20 protein-coding genes and 1 tRNA gene are annotated in these 18155 nt (G+C 69.2%); 17 read left to right on the top strand and 4 right to left on the bottom strand.

Annotated features, from left to right (window positions below):
- The first annotated feature begins 12 nt into the window (after positions 1-12).
- The 5 genes from ACXJ1Y_RS16245 to deoA are packed head-to-tail and all read left to right on the top strand — an operon-like array spanning position 13 to position 4074.
- Positions 13-759: an anti-sigma factor family protein gene (locus tag ACXJ1Y_RS16245; protein ID WP_463847217.1), complete on the top strand. Its 747-nt coding sequence runs from the start codon at positions 13-15 to the stop codon at positions 757-759.
- 42 nt (positions 760-801) lie between these two features.
- Entirely contained in the window at positions 802-1233 is a 432-nt protein-coding gene (cdd, locus tag ACXJ1Y_RS16240; RefSeq protein WP_463847216.1) for a cytidine deaminase, read from the top strand.
- Positions 1215-2048, top strand: coding sequence for a purine-nucleoside phosphorylase (locus ACXJ1Y_RS16235; protein WP_463847215.1), 834 nt, complete (start codon positions 1215-1217; stop codon positions 2046-2048). The genes cdd and ACXJ1Y_RS16235 overlap by 19 nt, the downstream gene beginning before the upstream one ends.
- Positions 2045-2776: a deoxyribose-phosphate aldolase gene (deoC, locus tag ACXJ1Y_RS16230; protein WP_463847214.1), complete on the top strand. Its 732-nt coding sequence runs from the start codon at positions 2045-2047 to the stop codon at positions 2774-2776. The genes ACXJ1Y_RS16235 and deoC overlap by 4 nt, the downstream gene beginning before the upstream one ends.
- A 2-nt stretch (positions 2777-2778) precedes the next feature.
- Positions 2779-4074: a thymidine phosphorylase gene (gene deoA / locus ACXJ1Y_RS16225; RefSeq protein ID WP_463847213.1), complete on the top strand. Its 1296-nt coding sequence runs from the start codon at positions 2779-2781 to the stop codon at positions 4072-4074.
- A 62-nt stretch (positions 4075-4136) separates the two neighbouring features.
- Here the strand turns inward: deoA and ACXJ1Y_RS16220 are convergent, their stop codons facing one another.
- From ACXJ1Y_RS16220 to ACXJ1Y_RS16210, 3 genes are all read right to left on the bottom strand, one after another.
- Positions 4137-4802, bottom strand: coding sequence for a L,D-transpeptidase (locus ACXJ1Y_RS16220; protein ID WP_463847212.1), 666 nt, complete (start codon positions 4800-4802; stop codon positions 4137-4139).
- A gap of 230 nt (positions 4803-5032) precedes the next feature.
- Positions 5033-6916, bottom strand: coding sequence for a glucans biosynthesis glucosyltransferase MdoH (gene mdoH, locus ACXJ1Y_RS16215; protein ID WP_463847211.1), 1884 nt, complete (start codon positions 6914-6916; stop codon positions 5033-5035).
- 261 nt (positions 6917-7177) lie between these two features.
- Positions 7178-9325: a xanthine dehydrogenase family protein molybdopterin-binding subunit gene (locus ACXJ1Y_RS16210; RefSeq protein ID WP_463847210.1), complete on the bottom strand. Its 2148-nt coding sequence runs from the start codon at positions 9323-9325 to the stop codon at positions 7178-7180.
- A 229-nt stretch (positions 9326-9554) separates the two neighbouring features.
- Between ACXJ1Y_RS16210 and ACXJ1Y_RS16205 the strand changes: the two genes are divergently transcribed.
- The 8 genes from ACXJ1Y_RS16205 to ACXJ1Y_RS16170 all read left to right on the top strand — a co-directional run bounded on the left by ACXJ1Y_RS16205 (position 9555) and on the right by ACXJ1Y_RS16170 (position 14545).
- Positions 9555-9644 (top strand) — tRNA-Ser (locus ACXJ1Y_RS16205).
- Positions 9645-9787: 143 nt separating this feature from the next.
- A complete protein-coding gene (locus tag ACXJ1Y_RS16200) occupies positions 9788-10966 on the top strand; it encodes a tyrosine-type recombinase/integrase (protein WP_463847209.1) in 1179 nt (392 codons plus the stop codon).
- 27 nt (positions 10967-10993) lie between these two features.
- Positions 10994-11539 (top strand): hypothetical protein, encoded by a 546-nt coding sequence (locus tag ACXJ1Y_RS16195; protein ID WP_463847208.1) that lies wholly within the window; start codon positions 10994-10996, stop codon positions 11537-11539.
- Positions 11540-11668: 129 nt separating this feature from the next.
- Positions 11669-11896 carry a helix-turn-helix domain-containing protein gene (locus ACXJ1Y_RS16190; RefSeq protein ID WP_463847207.1) on the top strand — a complete coding sequence of 76 codons (228 nt, stop codon included), beginning with the start codon at positions 11669-11671 and terminating at the stop codon, positions 11894-11896.
- A 207-nt stretch (positions 11897-12103) separates the two neighbouring features.
- The gene (locus tag ACXJ1Y_RS16185; RefSeq protein WP_463847206.1) at positions 12104-12535 is read left to right on the top strand and encodes a hypothetical protein; all 432 of its coding nucleotides are present in this window, start codon (positions 12104-12106) and stop codon (positions 12533-12535) included.
- Positions 12532-13026, top strand: coding sequence for a RuvC family protein (locus tag ACXJ1Y_RS16180; protein ID WP_463847205.1), 495 nt, complete (start codon positions 12532-12534; stop codon positions 13024-13026). The genes ACXJ1Y_RS16185 and ACXJ1Y_RS16180 overlap by 4 nt, the downstream gene beginning before the upstream one ends.
- On the top strand, positions 13023-13283 hold the full coding sequence (locus tag ACXJ1Y_RS16175; RefSeq protein WP_463847204.1) for a hypothetical protein: 261 nt from the start codon (positions 13023-13025) through the stop codon (positions 13281-13283). The genes ACXJ1Y_RS16180 and ACXJ1Y_RS16175 overlap by 4 nt, the downstream gene beginning before the upstream one ends.
- Positions 13283-14545 (top strand): AAA family ATPase, encoded by a 1263-nt coding sequence (locus tag ACXJ1Y_RS16170; protein ID WP_463847203.1) that lies wholly within the window; start codon positions 13283-13285, stop codon positions 14543-14545. Before ACXJ1Y_RS16175 ends, ACXJ1Y_RS16170 begins: the two co-directional genes overlap by 1 nt.
- A 496-nt stretch (positions 14546-15041) precedes the next feature.
- On the opposite strand, the gene ACXJ1Y_RS16165 is transcribed toward ACXJ1Y_RS16170, so the two are convergent.
- A complete protein-coding gene (locus tag ACXJ1Y_RS16165) occupies positions 15042-15305 on the bottom strand; it encodes a hypothetical protein (RefSeq protein ID WP_463847202.1) in 264 nt (87 codons plus the stop codon).
- A 451-nt stretch (positions 15306-15756) separates the two neighbouring features.
- Here ACXJ1Y_RS16165 and ACXJ1Y_RS16160 point away from each other — a divergent pair, with 451 nt between their 5' ends.
- The 4 genes from ACXJ1Y_RS16160 to ACXJ1Y_RS16145 are packed head-to-tail and all read left to right on the top strand — an operon-like array spanning position 15757 to position 18152.
- Entirely contained in the window at positions 15757-15972 is a 216-nt protein-coding gene (locus tag ACXJ1Y_RS16160) for a hypothetical protein (RefSeq protein ID WP_463847201.1), read from the top strand.
- Positions 15969-17465 carry a hypothetical protein gene (locus tag ACXJ1Y_RS16155; protein WP_463847200.1) on the top strand — a complete coding sequence of 499 codons (1497 nt, stop codon included), beginning with the start codon at positions 15969-15971 and terminating at the stop codon, positions 17463-17465. The genes ACXJ1Y_RS16160 and ACXJ1Y_RS16155 overlap by 4 nt, the downstream gene beginning before the upstream one ends.
- Positions 17465-17734 carry a hypothetical protein gene (locus tag ACXJ1Y_RS16150; RefSeq protein WP_463847199.1) on the top strand — a complete coding sequence of 90 codons (270 nt, stop codon included), beginning with the start codon at positions 17465-17467 and terminating at the stop codon, positions 17732-17734. Before ACXJ1Y_RS16155 ends, ACXJ1Y_RS16150 begins: the two co-directional genes overlap by 1 nt.
- 25 nt (positions 17735-17759) lie before the next feature.
- Positions 17760-18152: a hypothetical protein gene (locus tag ACXJ1Y_RS16145; protein WP_463847198.1), complete on the top strand. Its 393-nt coding sequence runs from the start codon at positions 17760-17762 to the stop codon at positions 18150-18152.
- Positions 18153-18155: the final 3 nt, after the last annotated feature.

Genomic DNA, 18155 nt, shown 5'->3' with positions numbered 1-18155 from the left:
AGGATGTCACCGATGATGGATCCGATCACAGACAGCGATCTCATCGCCTTCGTCGATGGGCAGATCGACCCGATGCGCCGCCTCGAGGTCGAGGCCCATCTGGCCGCCCATCCCGAGGCGGCAGCCCGCGTCATGGCGGATTTCCACGACCGCGACGCCCTGCGCGCCAGCTTCCGCGAGCGCCTCGGCCCGGGGCCTGACCGCAACTTCGCCCTCGCCCGGCGTCTCGACCGCTCCCTCCGCTGGGGCCGCGTCGCCTCGCGGATGAAGCGGGCGGCGGCCATCGCCGTGCTGGTCGGCGCGGGCTGGCTCGCCCATGACGAGATCGGCCGCTTCGGCGTGCCGGATACGCTGGCCTCCCCCATCGATGCGAGCCTCGTGGAGGATGCGCGCCAAGCCCGCACCGTGGCCCATTTGCGCCTCGTGACGGCGGCGGACGCGGCCTCCTACGACCGGGACCGCCTGCGCCGGGCCACCGGGGTCGAACTGCCGCCCCTGCCGGAGGGCTGGCGGGTCCGCGACCTGCAGGTCTTCCCGTCCCGGCACGGCACCGGCATCGAGGTCGCCTTCGAGGCGGAATCCATCGGCGAGGTGTCCCTCTTCGCCACCCGCGCCGACGGCCGCTCCGGCCCGGCCATGCTGGGCGACACCGCGGAAGGCCGCGTCCTCGCCTGGACCTCCGGCGGCAACGCCTATGCGGTCAGCGGGCCCCTGCGGGATGCGGTTCTGCAGCGTGCGGCGAGCCTGCTCGGGGGCTGAGCGCCCTCGACAGAGCGGCCCGCTTGGTGCGAAACACGGCCCATGCGGGCGGGATCGGAAGACGAAGGGCTCGGCGCCCTGTTCGAGGCGGCCCTGGCCGCCCGCCGACGGGCCTACGCGCCCTATTCCCGGTTCAGCGTCGGCGCGGCCCTGCGTGATGAGACCGGGGCCCTCCATGCCGGCTGCAACGTCGAGAACGCGGCCTATCCGGTCGGCACCTGCGCCGAGGCGGGGGCCGTCGCCGCCATGATCGCCGCCGGGGGCAGGCGGATCGCCGCGATCCTCGTCTGCGCGGACGGGGCCGTGCCGGTGACGCCCTGCGGCGCCTGCCGCCAGCGCATCCGCGAATTCGCCGGTCCCGACACCCCCGTCTTCGCCGCCGGGCCGGGCGGCGTTCTCGCCCGCCACACCCTCGACGCCCTGCTGCCGGCCTCCTTCGGGCCCGAGACCCTGTCGTGCGAGACCCTGTCGTGACGGGCGATGCCCTCGCGACCCTGCGAGAAGCCGGCTTCCAGGGGCCGTATGCCTGCGCCGTGGTGGCCGGAACCGGCCTCGGGGCGCTGGCCGCCGGCCTCGACGACGCCACGAGCCTCGACTACGCGGCGATCCCCGGCTTTCCGGGGGCGGGCGTCAGCGGCCATCGCGGGCGGCTGCACCGGGGCCGGATCGCCGGGCGGCCGGTGCTGGTCTTCGAGGGCCGCGCCCACGCCTACGAATCCGGCGACCCGGCGGCGATGCGCCTGCCCCTGGCCTGCGCCCGCGACCTCGGGGCACGCTGCCTGTTCCTCACCAACGCGGCCGGCTCGCTCCGGCCGGAGGTCGGGCCGGGGCGGCTCGCCCTGCTCACCGACCACATCAACCTGTCGGGCCTCAACCCGCTGATCGGCGAGGCGGACGACGCCCGCTTCGTGCCGATGACCGACGCCTACGATCCCGCCCTGCGCGCGCGGCTCGCGCACGCCGCGCGGGGGGAGGGGATCCCGCTCGCCGAGGGGATCTATGCGTGGTTCTCCGGCCCGAGCTTCGAGACCCCGGCCGAGGTGCGCATGGCCGGCCTCCTCGGGGCCGACCTCGTGGGCATGTCGACCGTGCCCGAGACCATCCTCGCCCGTTTCCTCGGCCTGCCGGTCGTGGCCGTCTCGGCGGTCACGAACCTCGCGGCGGGGATCGCGGGCGGAGCGCCCCACCACGCCGAAACCAAGGCGGTGGCCGCCGCCGCCGCCGGAGACCTCACGCGGCTGGTGCGCGCCTTCGCCGCCGCCCTGCCCGAGCCGGGAGAGAGCCCATGACGACCGACGAATCCCGCGCCGTCGCCACACGGGCGCTCGCCCTGCTGGACCTGACCGATCTCGGCGACACCTGTACCGAGACGAAAGTCGACGCCCTGTGCCGGGATGCCCGCGCCGGGGGCGTGGCGGCGATCTGCGTCTGGCCCTCCTTCGTGGCGCGGAGCGCGCAGGCGCTGGCCGGCACCGGCATCCGCATCGCGACGGTGATCAACTTCCCCGCCGGCGACGAGGATGCCGCCCGCGCCGCCGACGATGCCGCCGAGGCCTGCCGCGACGGGGCGGGCGAGATCGATCTCGTCCTGCCCTACCGCGCCGTCCTGCGTGGCGACGAGGCGGTGGCCCGGGAGGTGATCGAGGCGGTGCGCGAGACCTGTCCGGATTCCCTGCTCAAGGTCATCCTGGAGACCGGCGAGCTGCGCACCCCCGCCGCCATCCGCGCCGCCGCCGATCTGGCGCTGGCGGCCGGGGCCGACTTCCTGAAGACCTCCACCGGCAAGAGCCCGGTCTCGGCGACGCCCGAGGCCGCACGCATCCTCCTCGACGCGGTCCTGGCCTCCGGGCGGCCGGCGGGGGTGAAGGTCTCCGGGGGCCTGCGCACCCTCGACGACGCCCGGACCTATCTGGCGCTGGCCGACCGGGCGATGGGCCCCGCCTGGGCGCGCCCGGCGACCTTCCGGCTCGGGGCGAGCAGCCTGTTCGGCGTGCTGATGCAGGTGCGGGAGGGCTGAGGATGCGCCTGCCGCAGGAGACCATCCGCGCCAAGCGCGACGGCGGCATCCTCTCCGACGACGAGATCGCCGCCTTCATCCGGGGCCTCACGGGCGGGGCCGTCACCGAGGGGCAGGCGGCGGCCTTCGCCATGGCGGTGTTCTTCCGGGGCCTGTCGGTGCCGGAGCGGGTCGCCCTCACGCGGGCCATGACCCAGTCCGGCGCGGTGCTCGCCTGGGACCTGCCGGGCCCCGTCCTCGACAAGCACTCGACGGGGGGCGTCGGCGACACGGTGAGTCTGCCGCTGGCGCCGATGGTGGCGGCCTGCGGCGGCTACGTGCCGATGATCTCCGGCCGGGGCCTCGGCCATACCGGCGGCACCCTCGACAAGCTCGCGAGCATCCCCGGCTACGACGTCGCCCCCGATCCCGACCTGTTCCGGCGGGTCGTGGCCGAGACCGGCTGCGCCATCATCGGCCAGACCGCGCGGATGGCGCCGGCCGACAAGCGGCTCTACGCCATCCGCGACGTGACCGGCACGGTCGAATCCCTCGACCTGATCACCGCCTCGATCCTCTCGAAGAAGCTCGCGGCCGGGCTCGGTGGGCTCGTCATGGACGTGAAGCAGGGCTCGGGCGCCTTCATGGAGGGGCTGCCGGAGGCCCGCGCCCTCGGCGAGAGCATCGTGTCCGTGGCGGTCGGCGCCGGCCTGCCCACGACGGCGCTCATCACCGACATGGATGCCCCGCTCGCCTCGGCCGCCGGCAATGCCCTCGAGGTCGCCTACGCCCTCGACTATCTAACCGGCCGGCGGCGGGAGCCGCGCTTCCACGCCGTCACTCTGGCGCTCGGCGCCGAGATGCTGGTGCTGGGCGGCCTCGCCGCCACCCGTGAGGAGGCGGCGTCGCGGCTGGAGGACGCCCTCGCCTCGGGCCGGGCTGCGGAGTGCTTCGCCCGCATGGTCGCGGCGTTGGGCGGCCCGTCCGATCTCCTCGACAGGCCGGAGGCCCATCTGCCCGCCGCGCCCGTCCGCCGCCGGGTGGAGGCGCCGGGCACGGTGGCGTCGGTGGCGACGCGGCAGGTCGGCCTCGCGGTGATCGCCCTCGGCGGCGGGCGCACCCGGCCGCAGGACGACATCGACCCGGCGGTGGGCCTCACCGACCTCGCCCGGCCGGGCGATGCGGGGGGCCTGCTCGGGATCGTCCACGCGGCGGACAAGGCGGGCGCCGACCGAGCCGAGGCGGCCCTGCGCGCCGCCTACCGGATGGGCGAGGCCCCGCCGGAGCGCCCGGCGGTGATCGAGCGGGTCGGCGCCTGACGCGCCCAAACGAAAGGGCCGGCGTCGCCGCCGGCCCCTGACTCCGTTCCGCGTGGCGCGGATCAGCGCTGGACGATGACCTTCGTGCCCACCTTGGCGTGGGTGTAGAGGTCCATCACGTCCTCGTTGGTCATGCGGATGCAGCCCGAGGACACGGCGGTGCCGATCGTCTCCGGCTCGTTGGAGCCGTGGATGCGGTACATGGTGCCGCCGAGATACATGGCGCGGGCGCCGAGCGGGTTCTCGACCCCGCCCTTCATGTAGCGCGGCAGGTCGGGCCGGCGGCGGATCATCTCGGCCGGCGGGCGCCAATCCGGCCATTCACGCTTCATGGTGATGATCTGGACGCCGCCCCAGGTGAAGCCCGGACGGCCGACGCCGACGCCGTAGCGCAGGGCCTGGCCGCCGCCGAGCACGTAGTAGAGGCGCCGCTCGGCGGTGGAGACCACGATGGTCCCGGCGCCGTAGGGGCCGTCATAGGCCACCGTCTCGCGCTGGATCGCGGACATCTGCGGGACGGCCGCGCTCTGCTGGAGCGGGTCGGCGGTGGTGAGGGCGGTGTTGACCACCGGCACGGAGGCAGGCTCGGCGGCCTGGGGCCGCACGCGCACCGTCAGTACGTTGTCGATGGGCTGGCGAGTCAGCGGATCGATCTCGTAGGCGAAGGCGGGCGCGGCGAGAACGGCCGCGCCGGCAAGGCCGGCGAGGGCGGGAATTAAGCGACGCATCAAAGCCTCACGAGGGCAGGCGCAAAATGGCGGAGAACGCAGGAACGCTGGCGGACACGATGCCGTGCCGATCCTCACCAAGGCCTAAACGCTCCGGCCCCAAAGCCAAGCCTGAAACCCGTGCCCCCGGCCATTCCGCCGCCGCCGTGATGTCATGGCAACACTGTGGCGGCGTGGCCATAAGGTTGCTGCAAGTGTGGCGATGATTGCTGCGTGCACTCTGCCGAACTTCACACCTCGTCGGCGGCGGGGATCCACACGGCGGGCTCGCGGACGGCGGTGCGGGTCGGGCCGGCGGGGATGCCGCGGATCTGGGCGAGGTCCGCCAGTTCCGGCGCCTGGGCGGTGTCGTCCGCCGTCAGGAACAGGCCCCGTGCCCGCGCCGCGCGGCCGAGGTCGGAGCGGCTGGTCCAGACGCTCTGGGCCGGGCTGGTGAGGAGCGCCAGCGCCACGGGGGCGAGCCACAGGCCGAGCCAGAGGTTGCCAGCCCAGGCGAGGCCGAGGAGCATCGTGGCGCCCACCACCACCGCATCCACCTGGAGGCGGAACGCCTCGGCCCAGGAGACCTGCCGGTCGTCGCGCGCCTGCGTCTCCCAGCGCACCACCTTGCCGAGGAAGGTCGCGCAGACGGCGCCCGCCGTGAACAGGGTCATCACCGGCCACAGGAACACCCAGACGGCCTGTTCCAGGGCCGCGCTGGCGAGCAGCCGGCCGGTGCCGCCGAAGGCGGCGCGGCGCTCGCGGGAGGCGAGCACATGGACGAGGCTCAGGAGCTTCGGCGCCGCCAGCACCCCGATGGAGAGCGCCGCCAGGGCATGGGCGGCCGGGCCCGCGCCGCCGAGCCCGTAGGCCAGGAGGCCGAGGTCGCCGCTGCGGGCGGCCTGCCACGCGCCGAGGCCGAGGAAGGCGATCCAGAGGGGCAGGACCCCGTAGGAGAGGATGCCAACCACGATGTGCCAGCGGCTCGCCGCCCGCAAACCCTTCCAGGGCAGCACGCGCAGGTGCTGCAGGTTGCCCTGGCACCAGCGGCGCTCGCGGCCGAGCAGGTCGATGAGGTTGGTGGGCATCTCCTCCCAGGTGCCGCCGAATTCCGGCAGGAGGCGCACCTCCCAGCCGGCGCGGACCATCAGCGCGCCCTCCACGATGTCGTGGCACAGGATCTCGCCGCCCAGCGGCGCCCGGCCGGGGAGCACCGGCAGGCCGGCATGGGCCGCGAAGGCCTCGATCCGCAGGATCGCGTTGTGGCCCCAGTAGCTGCCCTCCGGCCCCTGCCACGTCTCCAGGCAGCGCAGGGCCAGCGGCGCATAGAGCCGCACCGCGAATTGCTGCACGCGGGCGAACAGTGTGTCGCGGCCGGCGGCGTAGGAGACGGTCTGGATCAGCCCGACCTTCGGGCTCGCCTGGATCAGCCGGACGAGGCGGGTCATCGCCGCGCCGGTCATCAGGCTGTCGGCGTCCAGCACGATCATGAACGCGTAGTCCTGGCCGTGGCTCGCGCAGAACTCCGCGACGTTGCCGGCCTTGCGCCCGACATTCTCCCGCCGCCGGCGGTAGCGGATGCGCGGCAGGGCCGGGTCCGCCGCCGCCCAGGCCTGGATGCGGGCGAATTCGTGCTCCTCCACGGCGGCGATGGCGCCGTCGCGGGTGTCCGAGAGGACGAAGATGTCGATGTCGTCCGTGCCCTCCCGCGCCAGGGAGCGGGCCATGACCCGCAGCCGCGCGAACACCGCGACCGCATCCTCGGCATGGATCGCGACGATGGCCGCCGTCCGCCCCGCACCCTGCGGCAGGGGGCCCGCCGCCTCGGCGGCGCGCTCCAGGGCGGAGACCGTCCGGTCGCCGAACAGGCCGGCGAGGAAGCCGTAGAGGTACTGCCAGGCGGTGAAGGCCTGCCAGCCGAGGACCAGGGAGAAGGTGACGAGCACCGCCGTCGAAAGCGCATCCACCGCCGGGTAGGCGCGGGCGGCGAGCCACGCGATGGCGGCGGCGGTGGCGAGGCTCGGCACCGCCAGGGCGAGGCGCCGCCCCATGAGGGCGCGCGGCGCCCCGTGCCACGCCTCGCGCAGGGGCGGGGCGGCGGGCGGATCGCGGTCAGGAAGGGCGCTGTGGGACATGGGCGCGGATACTCGACCGAGGCGGGCATGCGGCGCAGCAACCGGGCGGGCGCCGTGGGACGGAACGATCGGCGCAGGGCGAAGACCCCGCACCCCCGGCGTATCGCCGGAAGCCGACCGATCGGTCCCCCCATGCCGCCGCCGCGATGCCTCGCACCGGGCGGCCGGTCAAACTTTGAGTAGCGGCATCGGCCTGAATATCGACAGAACGACGGCGCAAGCTGCCGTTCGGGCGGGACTTTCCGACGCGGGCGGTCGTTTTCAGGCCAGCATGTCCTCGATGCGGATCGGCAGGTGGCGCTGGCGGACCCCGGTGGCATGGTACACCGCGTTGGCGATGGCCGCGTTCACCCCGATGATCCCGAGCTCGCCGAGGCCCTTCACGCCGAGCGGGTTCACCCTGTCGTCCGGGTCCGGCACGAGGATGGCCTCCACCGTCTCCGCGTCGGCGCTGGTCGGCACGAGGTATTCGGCGAGGTCCGGGTTGCGGTAGGCCGCGCCGTCGAGCACCGTCTCCTCCAGCAGGGCCGAGCCGAGGCCCCAGATCATCCCGCCCTTCAACTGGCTGAGGGCGGTGAGCGGGTTCAGCACCCGCCCCGCCGCGAAGGCGCCGGTGAGCCGGGGCACCCGGATCTCCCCGGTCTCGGCATGGACATGCACCTCCGCGAATTGCGCGCCGAAGGCCCAGGAGAGGGCATCGTCCGGCAGGGTCAGGCCGATATGGCCCTCGCGCAACGCTTTCAGCGCATCCGGCTTGCCGCCGCGCGGCACGAACGCGGCCACGACCTCCACCGCCTCCCCCTCCGGCGCCCCCGCGAGCTTGTCGCGCAACTGCGCGCAGCCGAGGGAGAGGGCGTTCATCAGGCTCGTGGTGGTACTCGACCCGCCGGAGATGCCGGCCGGCGGCAGATCGGTGTCGCCGAGATGGACGCTCACCCGCCCGACGGGGACGCCGAGCCATTCGGCGGCGCCCATGGCCAGCAGGGTGGTGATGCCGTTGCCGATCTCGTGGTGGGCGGCGGCGACCTCGACCGCGCCGTCGGCGTTGCGCCGGACCCGGATCGTCGCGGCGGCGATCTTCACCGGACGCACCGAGGTGGCGCAGCCGAGGCCGACCCGCCACGGCCCGTCCCGCAGGGCGCCGGGGCGCGGCAGGCGCCGCCCCCAGCCGAAGGCCTTCGCCCCGGCGTCGAAACAGGCCATGAGCGGGCGCGAGGTGAAGGGCTTGCCGCTGACGGGATCGCGCGCCGTGTCGTTGCGGCGGCGCAACTCGATCGGATCGAGGCCGAGGCGCCACGCCATCTCGTCCATCGCGCTCTCGAGGGCGAAGAGATACGGCACCTCCGGCGGCGCCCGCATCGGGCCCGGCGTGTTGCGGTCCACCCGCACCGCCCGCTCCTCCGTGCGGATCGCCGGGCAGGCATAGAGGCTCGCGGTGACGTCGGCGCCCTCCATGGCGAAGGGGTCGAAGCGCGAGGTCACCACTTCCGCCTCGTGCACCAGGGCGGTGAGGCGCCCCTCCGCATCGGCGGAGAGGCGGATGTCGTGGCGCGATTCCGGCCGGTAATTGGCGATGGTGAAGCATTGCCGCCTTGTCGGCACCAGCGAAACCGGTCGCCCGAGGCGCCGCGCGGCGAGCGCCACGAGGGCCGTGTGCTGCGACAGGGCGAATTTCGAGCCGAAATGCCCGCCGATGAGCCCCGAGACCACACGCACGTTGGCGGGATCGAGCCCGAGCTGGGCCGCGAGCCCGTGCTGGACGGCGCCGACGAAGCGCGTCGGCTCGTGCACGGTGAGCCGGTCGCCCTCCCAGGCGCAGCGGGTGGTGAACAACTCGATGGGGTTGTGATGCTGGATCGGCGTCGCGTAGCGCGCCTCGACCCGGTGGGCCGAGGCCCCCAGCGCCGCCTCCGCATCGCCGACGCGGACATCCTCGTGCTGGGCCTTCAGGTCCGCGAGGCGGATGGTCTCGGCGCCGGGCGCGTCGAACCCGGCCGAGGCCGGCGCCTCGTCGTAGGCGACCCGCACGGCGGCGGCCGCCGCCGCGGCGGCCTCGGAGGTCTCGGCGACCACCAGGGCGACGATCTGCCCGGCATAGGCGACCGCATCGGAGTCGAGCGGCCGGTGCGAGGAGTTGACGTAGCCCCCGGCCATCAGGTGCGCCACGGGGGCGACGCGGCCGGCGCAATCGCGATGGGTGAACACGGCGAGCACGCCGGGCACAGCTTGCGCGGCGGCGAGATCGAACCCGACGATCCGCCCCAGGGCGATGGTGCTGGTGACGAGAGCCGCATGCGCGACCTCGCCTCCGGCCTCGCTGCGGAGCGTATCGGAAGCATAGACGGCCGAGCCGGTGACCTTGGTGGCCCCCTCGACCCGAGTGTGGCTCCTGCCGAGCACAGATTCCATCGCCGCCTCCCGCAACACGCGCTGGGGCCAACCGGCCAGCCCCGCCGGGGGCTCCCCCCTGCGGCGCTGGGGCTCGGAGCGAAGCGAGCGCGGCAACCCCTTGCCCTCGACGCCCCGGCCGATTATGAGCGCCTATCCGCAGAGTTCGACGGTCGCGCCCCGTGCCGGCCCCGTCTCGGCGGCGCACGGTTCCGGCCGCGACGCTTCGGTGTCCTGTCCGAGCCGGGCTGGAGAGGTGGCAGAGCGGTTGAATGCACCGCACTCGAAATGCGGCATGGGTGCAAGCCCATCGGGGGTTCGAATCCCCCCCTCTCCGCCAGTTACCCGTTCGCTGAAGTTCGCCAGCGTCCGCTAAGCACCAGAAATATCAGTGTTTTCACCACGTCGGGGAACCGCCGGGGTTCGCACGCGTTCGCCCAAATTCGCGACTGCCATGTGGGTAGCCGCGTGGGTGAAACAGACATGGCTGGCAAGCTCACCGCCCTTGGGGTCGCCAAGCTGAAGACCCCCGGCATGTACGGGGACGGCGGCGGCCTTTGGCTTCAGGTGACGGGTAAGGGCTCGAAAAGCTGGATCTTCCGCTTCACGCTGCGCGGTAAGTCGCGTGAGATGGGGCTCGGCTCGGCAGGCACGTTCACGCTGGCCGAGGCACGCGACAAGGCACTGACCTGTCGCAAGCTCTGCTACGAAGGCATCGACCCTATTGAGATGCGGCGCGGCCAGCGCCAGGACGCGGCGATTGAGGCTGCGAAGGCAATCACCTTCCGAAGCTGCGCCGAGCGGTACATCGAGGCGCATAAAGCCGGCTGGCGCAACGCGAAGCATGCAGCGCAGTGGACGGCGACACTCGAAGCCTACGCCTTTCCCATGTTCGGCGATCTGCCCGTTGCAGCGGTCGATACCGGCTTGGTGATGCAGGCGTTGCAGCCGATCTGGACGACGAAGGCCGAGACGGCAACGCGGGTGCGCGGCCGAGTCGAAGCAATCCTCGATTGGGCGACGACTCATAGCTACCGGCGCGGGGAGAACCCCGCCCGCTGGAAAGGCCATCTTGCCAACCTACTACCGAAGCGGTCGCGGGTGCAGAAGGTTGAGCACCACGCCGCGCTTCCCTTCGCGCAGGTGCCAGCCTTCATGAAGTCGCTCACCGAGCAGACGGGCGTCGCTGCAAAGCTGATGGCCTTCACGATCCTCACGGCGGCCCGGACAGGCGAGGCGCTAGGGGTCCGGTGGTTTGAGGTTGATTTGGATGCTGGGATCTGGATCGTCCCGGCCGAGCGGATGAAGGCCGGGGCCGAACACCGCGTACCGCTCTCATTGGCAGCGCTAGCTATCCTCACGGTGATGAAGGGCCTGGACGCCACCTACGTCTTCCCCGGCGGCCGGCGCGGCAAGCCTCTCTCCAACATGGCCATGCTGGTTCTGCTCCGGAGGATGGAGCGGGAGGACATCACCGTCCACGGCTTCCGCAGCTCGTTTCGGGACTGGGCTTCTGAAACCACGGGTTTCCCGTCCGAGGTGGTCGAGATGGCGCTGGCCCATACCGTCGAGTCGAAGGTTGAGCGGGCCTATCGGCGCGGCGATCTGTTCGAGAAGCGGCGCGATCTGATGGCTGCCTGGGCGGAATTCTGCTGCGTGTAGCGTCGCATGCTGAAATCGGGGGTGAGCGTGAGCGGTCTTGGAGACTACGGCAGCGGGGGGATTATTCGCTGGTACCTTAAGATGCTGTCGGAGAAAATCGAAGCCGATCAATTCACTGGCCAAGAGAAGATTTTGGCGCAGCGAGCCGTAGACCAATTGAATAATGGCGACGCGCTACGAGCAGAGATATTATCGAAGCTTGCAGACGTAGACAAAGTCGCTGCCGATGAAGCTGAGCGATGCCTCAGATTGCTTTTGCATGGCGCGTATGTTTGCGGCGGTTTCAGCACAACTCTTCAAACATCCGTAAAATCCACTTTTAGAAAGAATACTTTCGAAGCTAGAAAAGCTCGGCGTGATGATGCGACACTACTTGATGAAATTAGGCGTCGAGAAGCCGCAATTTTTGACGCAGCTATGTCCATAAAAGACTTAGAATGGGATCGTTTGAGCAACTATAAAATCGCAAAGTCTATCGAGAGGCAGGCGGAAGACAATTTCGCTGCTCTGGGAGGAGAGAGCGGTCCAGATAGGAAGACGATTGAGCGGTGGATTGAGAAGCACATTCGCTAATTTCGGACACTCTGTCTGCGTGTCCGACATCCTGACAAGCCTCCACCTAAGCTGCGTGACTTAAGAAAAGTTAGAGGCATTATTCGTCTGTCTTCGCTGGCAATCCAGCGAAAGTAGAGGACAACAGCCATGAATACCGAGAGGTTTCAGGCGGCGCAGGATGATCTGCGTCCGCCAACGCTGAAGCTTTTGCATCGGCCAACCGAGGTCCGCGAAGCGCTCGGCATCGGCAACACCACGCTCTATCGCTTGATCGGCGAGGGTAAACTGAAGGCCGTGAAAATCGGGGCGAGCACGCACATCACCGATGCTTCACTACGCGCTTTCGTGGCCTCTCTTGAGCAGGAGGCCGCGTAGCAGAATGGCATCCAGAAAAGGTGAAGCCCGCACGGCGGTGGCACGCCAGCGGGCTTCGGAATTGTCGTATCGCATCGACCCTTCCGATATAGCGCCTCACTCCTTCGCCGTCCATAGAATTACTAGCCGCTTCGGTGTCACGCCCGCGACGGCGGCGATGCTGGCCGAGCTTGCTTTTCCCGCCCTCGACACATGGAGGGCCCGCACATGATTGCGGAAGCTGCCCCTGTTCATACTGCTATCATCGCCGGCGTTTCGGTTCGCTTCTTCCGTGGGCCGACGGATAACCCGGACATGCCGTGGCACGCCCATGAGGAGCTGCTAGCGGCCTTGGCATTGCCTCGCGACCTTCGCCGAGCCTTGAAAGCGGCACTTCTGAAGAGTTGGGCGGAAGCCTGCCACACCATCGAGGTCGATGGTGAGCCGGTGCTAATCGCGCCGCACTTCGTCGCTCAAGGCCTAATCGGCATGGCTAAGGAAGTCGGAGAAGGCATCACCACCACACCCGAGGTGGTGGACCGTGACTATTGCCTCGCCGGTGTCGCCGCGCTGAACGCGCTCACAGCACACATCCCGTCAGCAAAGGATCGGGCTGCCTGGGCGATGCAAGCCTTCCGCAATCAGGGAGGTGAGGCATGAGCACGTCTCCCGAAATCTGCGTCCTGGCGATTGACCCTGGCCTGACGGGCGCGGTCGCCTTCTACTTCCCGAGTAACCCGGAACGTGTGTCCGTTGAGGACATGCCCGTGGTGAACGGCGAAGTGGACCCGCACGCATTGGAGCGGCGGATCAAGCAACTCGGCCCGACCGTCGCGGTGATTGAGCGGCAGGGACCGCAGCCCCGCGACGGTTGCCGGCAGGCTTTCGGCATCGGCTCGGCCTACGCCACGGTGAAGACCGTGGCCGCCCTTTGCCACCTGCCAATCCATCTGGTGACGCCATCCGTCTGGAAGCGGCATCACAGCATCCTCGCCGCCGCCGACCCGAAGGAGGCCAGCCGGGCGCTTGCACTCAGGCTGTTCCCAGCCTCGGCCGAGAGCTTCAGCCGGAAGAAGGACCACGGCCGAAGCGATGCCGCTCTGCTCGCTCGCTTTGCCGCCGACACCTTCGCGAAGGGAGGTGTCGCATGAGCGATCCAGCCCCCTACGGCACTGTCGAGAAAGCCTGCGACAACCTCGCGGAGATGGCAGCGGGTGTCATCGCCCACGCCACTGTCATGCAGCAATACGCCGAGATCCGGTTCCTGCCGGGCCTCGACTACGCCACCCGCTGCACGGTCGCTTACCTGCGCGCGATGCAGGCAGCGAGCGCGGAGGTCGAGCGGTCACGTGCTCTCGTCATGCTGCGCACCCGCGCGGAGGACATCGGACCTGGGCGAGGTGTCTGATGCCGGAGTACGAAAGCCTCGATGACCTTCCGCCACTCGGCGAGCCCGACGATGACGGTCGTTGGCTAAATTACACACAAGCGGAGGTGGCGCAGGTTGCGCCACCCATCCGCGCGCAGAGGTTCGAGTGGATTGATCCGACCAAGCTTCCCCGCCGCGAATGGGTTCTCGGGCGGCATCTGATCCGCAAGTTCGTCTCGACCACCGTCAGTCCCGGCGGCGTCGGAAAGTCCAGTCTCAGCATCGCCGAGGCGTTGTCCCTCGTCACGGGTCGCAATCTGATAGGGCACGAGCCCCATGGCACCTACCGGGTCTGGTTGTGGAACGGCGAAGATCCCGAGGACGAGTTGCAGCGCCGGGTTATTGCCACGGCCATGCACTACGGGATCACCGAGAAGGACATCGGCGGTCGCCTCTTCGTGAATTCGGGCCGCGATACCGAGATCGTCATCGCACGGCAGGAGCGGAGCGGGACCGTCGTCGCCGTGCCCGTGGTTGAGGCGATCCGCGCGACGATCCTCGGCAACTTGATCGACGTGGTGGTGATCGACCCGTTCGTGAGCTGCCACGCGGTCAACGAGAACGACAATGGCGCCATCAACGCCGTCGCGACCGCTTGGGCGCAGATCGCGGATAGCACCGGCACGGCCATCGAACTCGTCCATCACTCCCGAAAGACGGGCGGCCAGGAAGTCACGGCCGAGGACGCACGCGGTGCCGTCGCTCTTCTCTCCAAAGCCCGCGCCGCCCGCGTCCTCAATCCCATGACGAAGGACGAGGCGGAGAGAGCAGGGGTCACGATGCGTGGCACCTACTTCCGCGTCGATAGGGGCAAGGGAAACCTCGCGCCGCCCAGCAGCGACGCCTCGACGTGGTTTCACCTTGCCTCTGTCGATCTCGGGAACGGCGGCCCCGGAAACTTGGAGTTCGGCGATAGCGTCGGTGTGGTCGAGGCATGGCAGTGGCCAGACGCTTTCGAGGGCATCGAAGTCCGAGATCTGCTGGCCGCGCAAACCGAAGTCATGGCCGGCGGCCCATGGCGGCAGAGTCCCCAATCGCCTCAGTGGATCGGCTACCCCATCGCCAAAGCCCTGCGCCTCGATCCGGACAGCAAGACCGACCGACAGCGCATCGGGCGCGTGCTCAAGACCTGGATTGCCAACGGCATGTTCGTGACGGTCGAGGGTCACGACGAGGGCCGCAAGATCCGCACGTTTGTCGAGGTCGGCACCCTCGCGTGCTCCACCTCGGATGACACCTGAAATGGCCGGGATCTGCGCCACCACCACTGCGCACCCCTATAAGGGGGTGGCGCAAGTGGCGCAGTGGCGCAAAGATCCTTTCCGCTCCACTGCGCCACCTTGCGGCGCTCCACCTTTTCGAGGTGCCGCAGATGCTTTTGGGCGCGTCGGACTAGTCGGCCGAAAGACGGCTGGTAGTTCCGTGGATGGCCTAAGAGAGATCGGCGCAGGAAATTTGCAGCCAGCGGGGATTTGAGAAGGCACGCCGCTGTAGAGACGGCCATTCCAAGGCTTTAGGATTGCGCCCCACGCCCTAACCGCCCCGGCCGAAAAATCTGGCTCAGGCAGCGCGACCCGCCGGAAACCCTAGCGGCGGATGAGTCCTCCGCCGTGCGGTCGGAAAAGCTGAGTGATTACAGCTGTTTGGGTTTTGCGTTCAGGTACTACCCACGTTCTCGCCCATGATTGATGCGGTTCTTAGCAATGCGCTGCTCGCGTCTCGTGCGAGCCGAGAGTGTCAGTTCTCGCCTCGTCTGAACGGCACGACGTCTGGACGGGGCGTTGCCGCGCTCGCGGTGGACCGCTCCGCTTCATGTTGCGCGAGGCTCAGCACCCGGCGTTGGCCTTGGGCATTTCCGATGGCAACCCACGCCTTGAGCAGGTCGAGCACGTTCTCACTCTCAGACCCCGTGGAATTGGCGAAGAAGTCCTCCACGGGCACACCGAGTGCGGCAGCGATGGCGTCGAGCAGCGGATTGTAGGCGTTCGGAAGCTTGGTCATGGCACAAGCTACGAATTGGAGATGCCTCGGGTTTCACCATCGTATTCAAAATTACGTGCGCCACCGGGCCGAGGCAAATACGATCCAAAGACATGGTTGCCTCTGGCTTACTCTCGATACAGACACCCAGCAAAAGCCGGACTTTGTGACCTCGGCCCCTCGGCGGGGGTGCATCAAATAGAACTGCTGCGAACGTCTACGAACTAGCGCGAACAATATCGCGGTTTATTGGACAAATATTCGATTACGACCTATATTCGTGAGATCGGATTTGGGTGATCGGATGTTGATCCAGCCACTAACTGTCAGTCCTCGTTCGGCCAAGCAACGCTCAGCGCTTGCCAACGGCAGTCGGCCGTTCCTCGTGACTGTCCCCGGCAGCACAGAGGCAGCGCGCCACTACAAGTCTGTGCTTGACGAGGTTGAGGCCGAGCGCGGTGGCCGAGCCGCGATGTCGGTCACTCAGCGCGAGGCGGCCCGCGCCTATGCTGGGCTGGCGGTGGAACTCGCCAAGCTGCACGCGGCCATGGCGGGCGGTCAGAACGTGGACTTGGAAGCCCTCGGCCAGATCGGCGACCGCATGGACCGTCAGGCCCGCCGCATGGGGGCTCCGAAGGCCCCTGAGCGGGAGGGCGTCCGCGAGCGCTACGCGAGGCGCCGCCCGTGAACCCTGCCTGTCGCCCCCTCTGCACCATGCGCGAGGCCTTGGCCGATCCCGCCATCTTCGCGGAGATCCTGCCCGGTGAGACCTGGGCGCCGTGGCGGGCCATCCTGATCGCGTCGCGGGGCGAGCCGCTGACCGACGACGAGCGGGTGATCTACGCCGCCCTGACCGGTCGTGATCGCGAGCCCGAGCGCCCGGTAGACGAGCTTTGGGGCATCGTCGGCCGTCGCGGCGGCAAGTCCCGCGCGTTCAGCGTGCTGGGCGCCTACCTCGCTGGGCTGGTGGACTACAGCGGCGTGCAGGCCCCCGGCGAGCGGATCAAGCTGCCGATCATGGCCTCGACCACGGTCCAGGCCGCCAAGATCTTCTCGTACATGCTGGGGGTATTCGAGCACTCGGCCGAGATGCGGGACATGGTGGACGGTGATCCGACCGCCGACACGATCCGGTTGAACGCTGGCGTGGACATCGAGGTCCGCCCGGCGAACTTCAAGACGATCCGGGGCGAGACGTTGGCAGGCTGCCTCGCCGATGAGGTGGCGTTCTGGCACCTTGAGAACAGCGCCAACCCGGACACGCTGATCCTCGACGCGGTTCGTCCTGGCTTGGCAACGACGGGCGGCCCGCTCTGCGTGCTGTCGAGCCCCTACGCACGCAAGGGCGAGTTGTACCGCACTCACCAGCGGGACTTCGGGCCGAACGGTGACCCGGCGGTGCTAGTGCTGCGGGCGCCGTCGCAGACCATGAACCCGAGCTTGGACCCGGCGGTGGTGAAGCGGGCCTACACCCGCGATCCGGCGGCAGCCTCGGCCGAGTACGGCGCCGAGTTCCGCCGGGACGTGGAAGCCTTCATCACGTTGGAGGCGGTGCAGGCCTGCATGGACGTGGGTGTCCGCGAGCGGCCTCCGGTCCAGGGCACTCGCTACGTCGCCTTCGTGGATCCGGCCGGCGGCGGTGCCGACAGCATGACGCTCGGCATCGCGCACCGGCAGGGTGATCTGACGATCCTCGATGTGATCCGCGAGGAGATTGTCGGCACCTCTCCGGCGCTGGTGGTGGAGCGGTTCGCGGAGACGCTGAAGGCCTACGGCGTTCGGAAGGTCACGGGCGACAAGTACGCGGGCGAGTGGCCGCGCGAGCAGTTCGCCAAGCACGGTGTGACCTACGAAATCTCGGACAAGAGCAAGACCGAGATCTATGCGGCCTTCCTGCCGATCCTGAACTCGCAGACCGCCCGCCTGATCGAGGCGCCGAAGCTTGAGACGCAGATCGTCTCGCTTGAGCGCCGGACCACGCGCGGGACCGGCCGGGACATTATCGACCACCCGCAGGTGAAGGGCGCCCACGACGATGTGGCCAACGCTGCGGCGGGCGCGGTGGTGCTGGTTGGCAGTGGCCCCAAGCCCATCGTCGTCACCGCAGAGATGGCCGCTTCCTTCAAAGGGCCCGGCCTCGGCCGAAACCGTGACCGCCACCGCTACGGGAGCACGATCTGATGGGCTACCGCATCTGCCTCTACACCAACGCCTCCATCACCTTGGATGGGCGCCGCTGCCGCCGCTTTCCGGCCGCTGGCTACACCGGCATCACGAATGATCCTCGGTTCTTCGCGATCTTCTCCCCGGTGGACTCAATGGCTCCGGCCTTCGTCCCTGCCGCGCAGGTGACGGGCGACCCTGCCGATGGCGGTGTGATCGAACTCTACCCCGTCACCGAGAAGCCGAGCGACGTGCCGGCTGCGAACTTCGTCCCTTGGACGAACTGAACCCCCACCCGCAGGAGCAGAACCGATGACCCCGCAGACCATGGAACGCATCCTTGAATTTTGCCTGGGCAAGATCCCCGATGACGATCTGCTGACCTTGGAAGACATGCTGGCGAAGGGCGTGCCCGATAAGGACATGGCCGCCGACGCTGCCATCAAGCGCCGCGAGCTGCTGGCGATGGACTGTCAGGCGCGGGGCTACGCCGTCACGCGCAAGCGCGTCATGCATGACATCGTTCAGGATCGCGCGGCCATCGAGGCGCTGCACCCGGACATGTTCCGGCTCGGTGACGGCAATCGTATCGGCGCCGTGCCGCCCGGCAAGGTGATCCTCAATCGGGCTCCCTCCCGCCCGATGACGAAGGCCGAGCAGGCTGAGAGTGCCAGGATGTTCCCCCACATGTTTAAGGGGGACTGACGT

Source organism: Methylobacterium sp. TK26 (genome assembly GCF_055361565.1).
Note: the sequence above shows the minus strand (reverse complement) of the source record. Positions and strands in the feature narration are given on the sequence as shown.

What these genes read in the sequence shown, in the direction of transcription:
- ACXJ1Y_RS16150 (WP_463847199.1), top strand. Translation starts at nt 17,465, where the DNA reads ATGGGCTACCGCATCTGCCTCTACACCAACGCCTCCATCACCTTGGAT.
- deoA (WP_463847213.1), top strand. Translation starts at nt 2,779, where the DNA reads ATGCGCCTGCCGCAGGAGACCATCCGCGCCAAGCGCGACGGCGGCATC.
- ACXJ1Y_RS16160 (WP_463847201.1), top strand. Translation starts at nt 15,757, where the DNA reads ATGTCGGTCACTCAGCGCGAGGCGGCCCGCGCCTATGCTGGGCTGGCG.
- ACXJ1Y_RS16170 (WP_463847203.1), top strand. Translation starts at nt 13,283, where the DNA reads ATGCCGGAGTACGAAAGCCTCGATGACCTTCCGCCACTCGGCGAGCCC.
- ACXJ1Y_RS16190 (WP_463847207.1), top strand. Translation starts at nt 11,669, where the DNA reads ATGAATACCGAGAGGTTTCAGGCGGCGCAGGATGATCTGCGTCCGCCA.
- ACXJ1Y_RS16185 (WP_463847206.1), top strand. Translation starts at nt 12,104, where the DNA reads ATGATTGCGGAAGCTGCCCCTGTTCATACTGCTATCATCGCCGGCGTT.
- ACXJ1Y_RS16210 (WP_463847210.1), bottom strand. Translation starts at nt 9,325, where the DNA reads ATGGAATCTGTGCTCGGCAGGAGCCACACTCGGGTCGAGGGGGCCACC.
- ACXJ1Y_RS16175 (WP_463847204.1), top strand. Translation starts at nt 13,023, where the DNA reads ATGAGCGATCCAGCCCCCTACGGCACTGTCGAGAAAGCCTGCGACAAC.
- mdoH (WP_463847211.1), bottom strand. Translation starts at nt 6,916, where the DNA reads ATGTCCCACAGCGCCCTTCCTGACCGCGATCCGCCCGCCGCCCCGCCC.
- deoC (WP_463847214.1), top strand. Translation starts at nt 2,045, where the DNA reads ATGACGACCGACGAATCCCGCGCCGTCGCCACACGGGCGCTCGCCCTG.
- ACXJ1Y_RS16165 (WP_463847202.1), bottom strand. Translation starts at nt 15,305, where the DNA reads ATGACCAAGCTTCCGAACGCCTACAATCCGCTGCTCGACGCCATCGCT.
- ACXJ1Y_RS16145 (WP_463847198.1), top strand. Translation starts at nt 17,760, where the DNA reads ATGACCCCGCAGACCATGGAACGCATCCTTGAATTTTGCCTGGGCAAG.
- cdd (WP_463847216.1), top strand. Translation starts at nt 802, where the DNA reads ATGCGGGCGGGATCGGAAGACGAAGGGCTCGGCGCCCTGTTCGAGGCG.
- ACXJ1Y_RS16245 (WP_463847217.1), top strand. Translation starts at nt 13, where the DNA reads ATGATGGATCCGATCACAGACAGCGATCTCATCGCCTTCGTCGATGGG.
- ACXJ1Y_RS16180 (WP_463847205.1), top strand. Translation starts at nt 12,532, where the DNA reads ATGAGCACGTCTCCCGAAATCTGCGTCCTGGCGATTGACCCTGGCCTG.
- ACXJ1Y_RS16200 (WP_463847209.1), top strand. Translation starts at nt 9,788, where the DNA reads ATGGCTGGCAAGCTCACCGCCCTTGGGGTCGCCAAGCTGAAGACCCCC.
- ACXJ1Y_RS16220 (WP_463847212.1), bottom strand. Translation starts at nt 4,802, where the DNA reads ATGCGTCGCTTAATTCCCGCCCTCGCCGGCCTTGCCGGCGCGGCCGTT.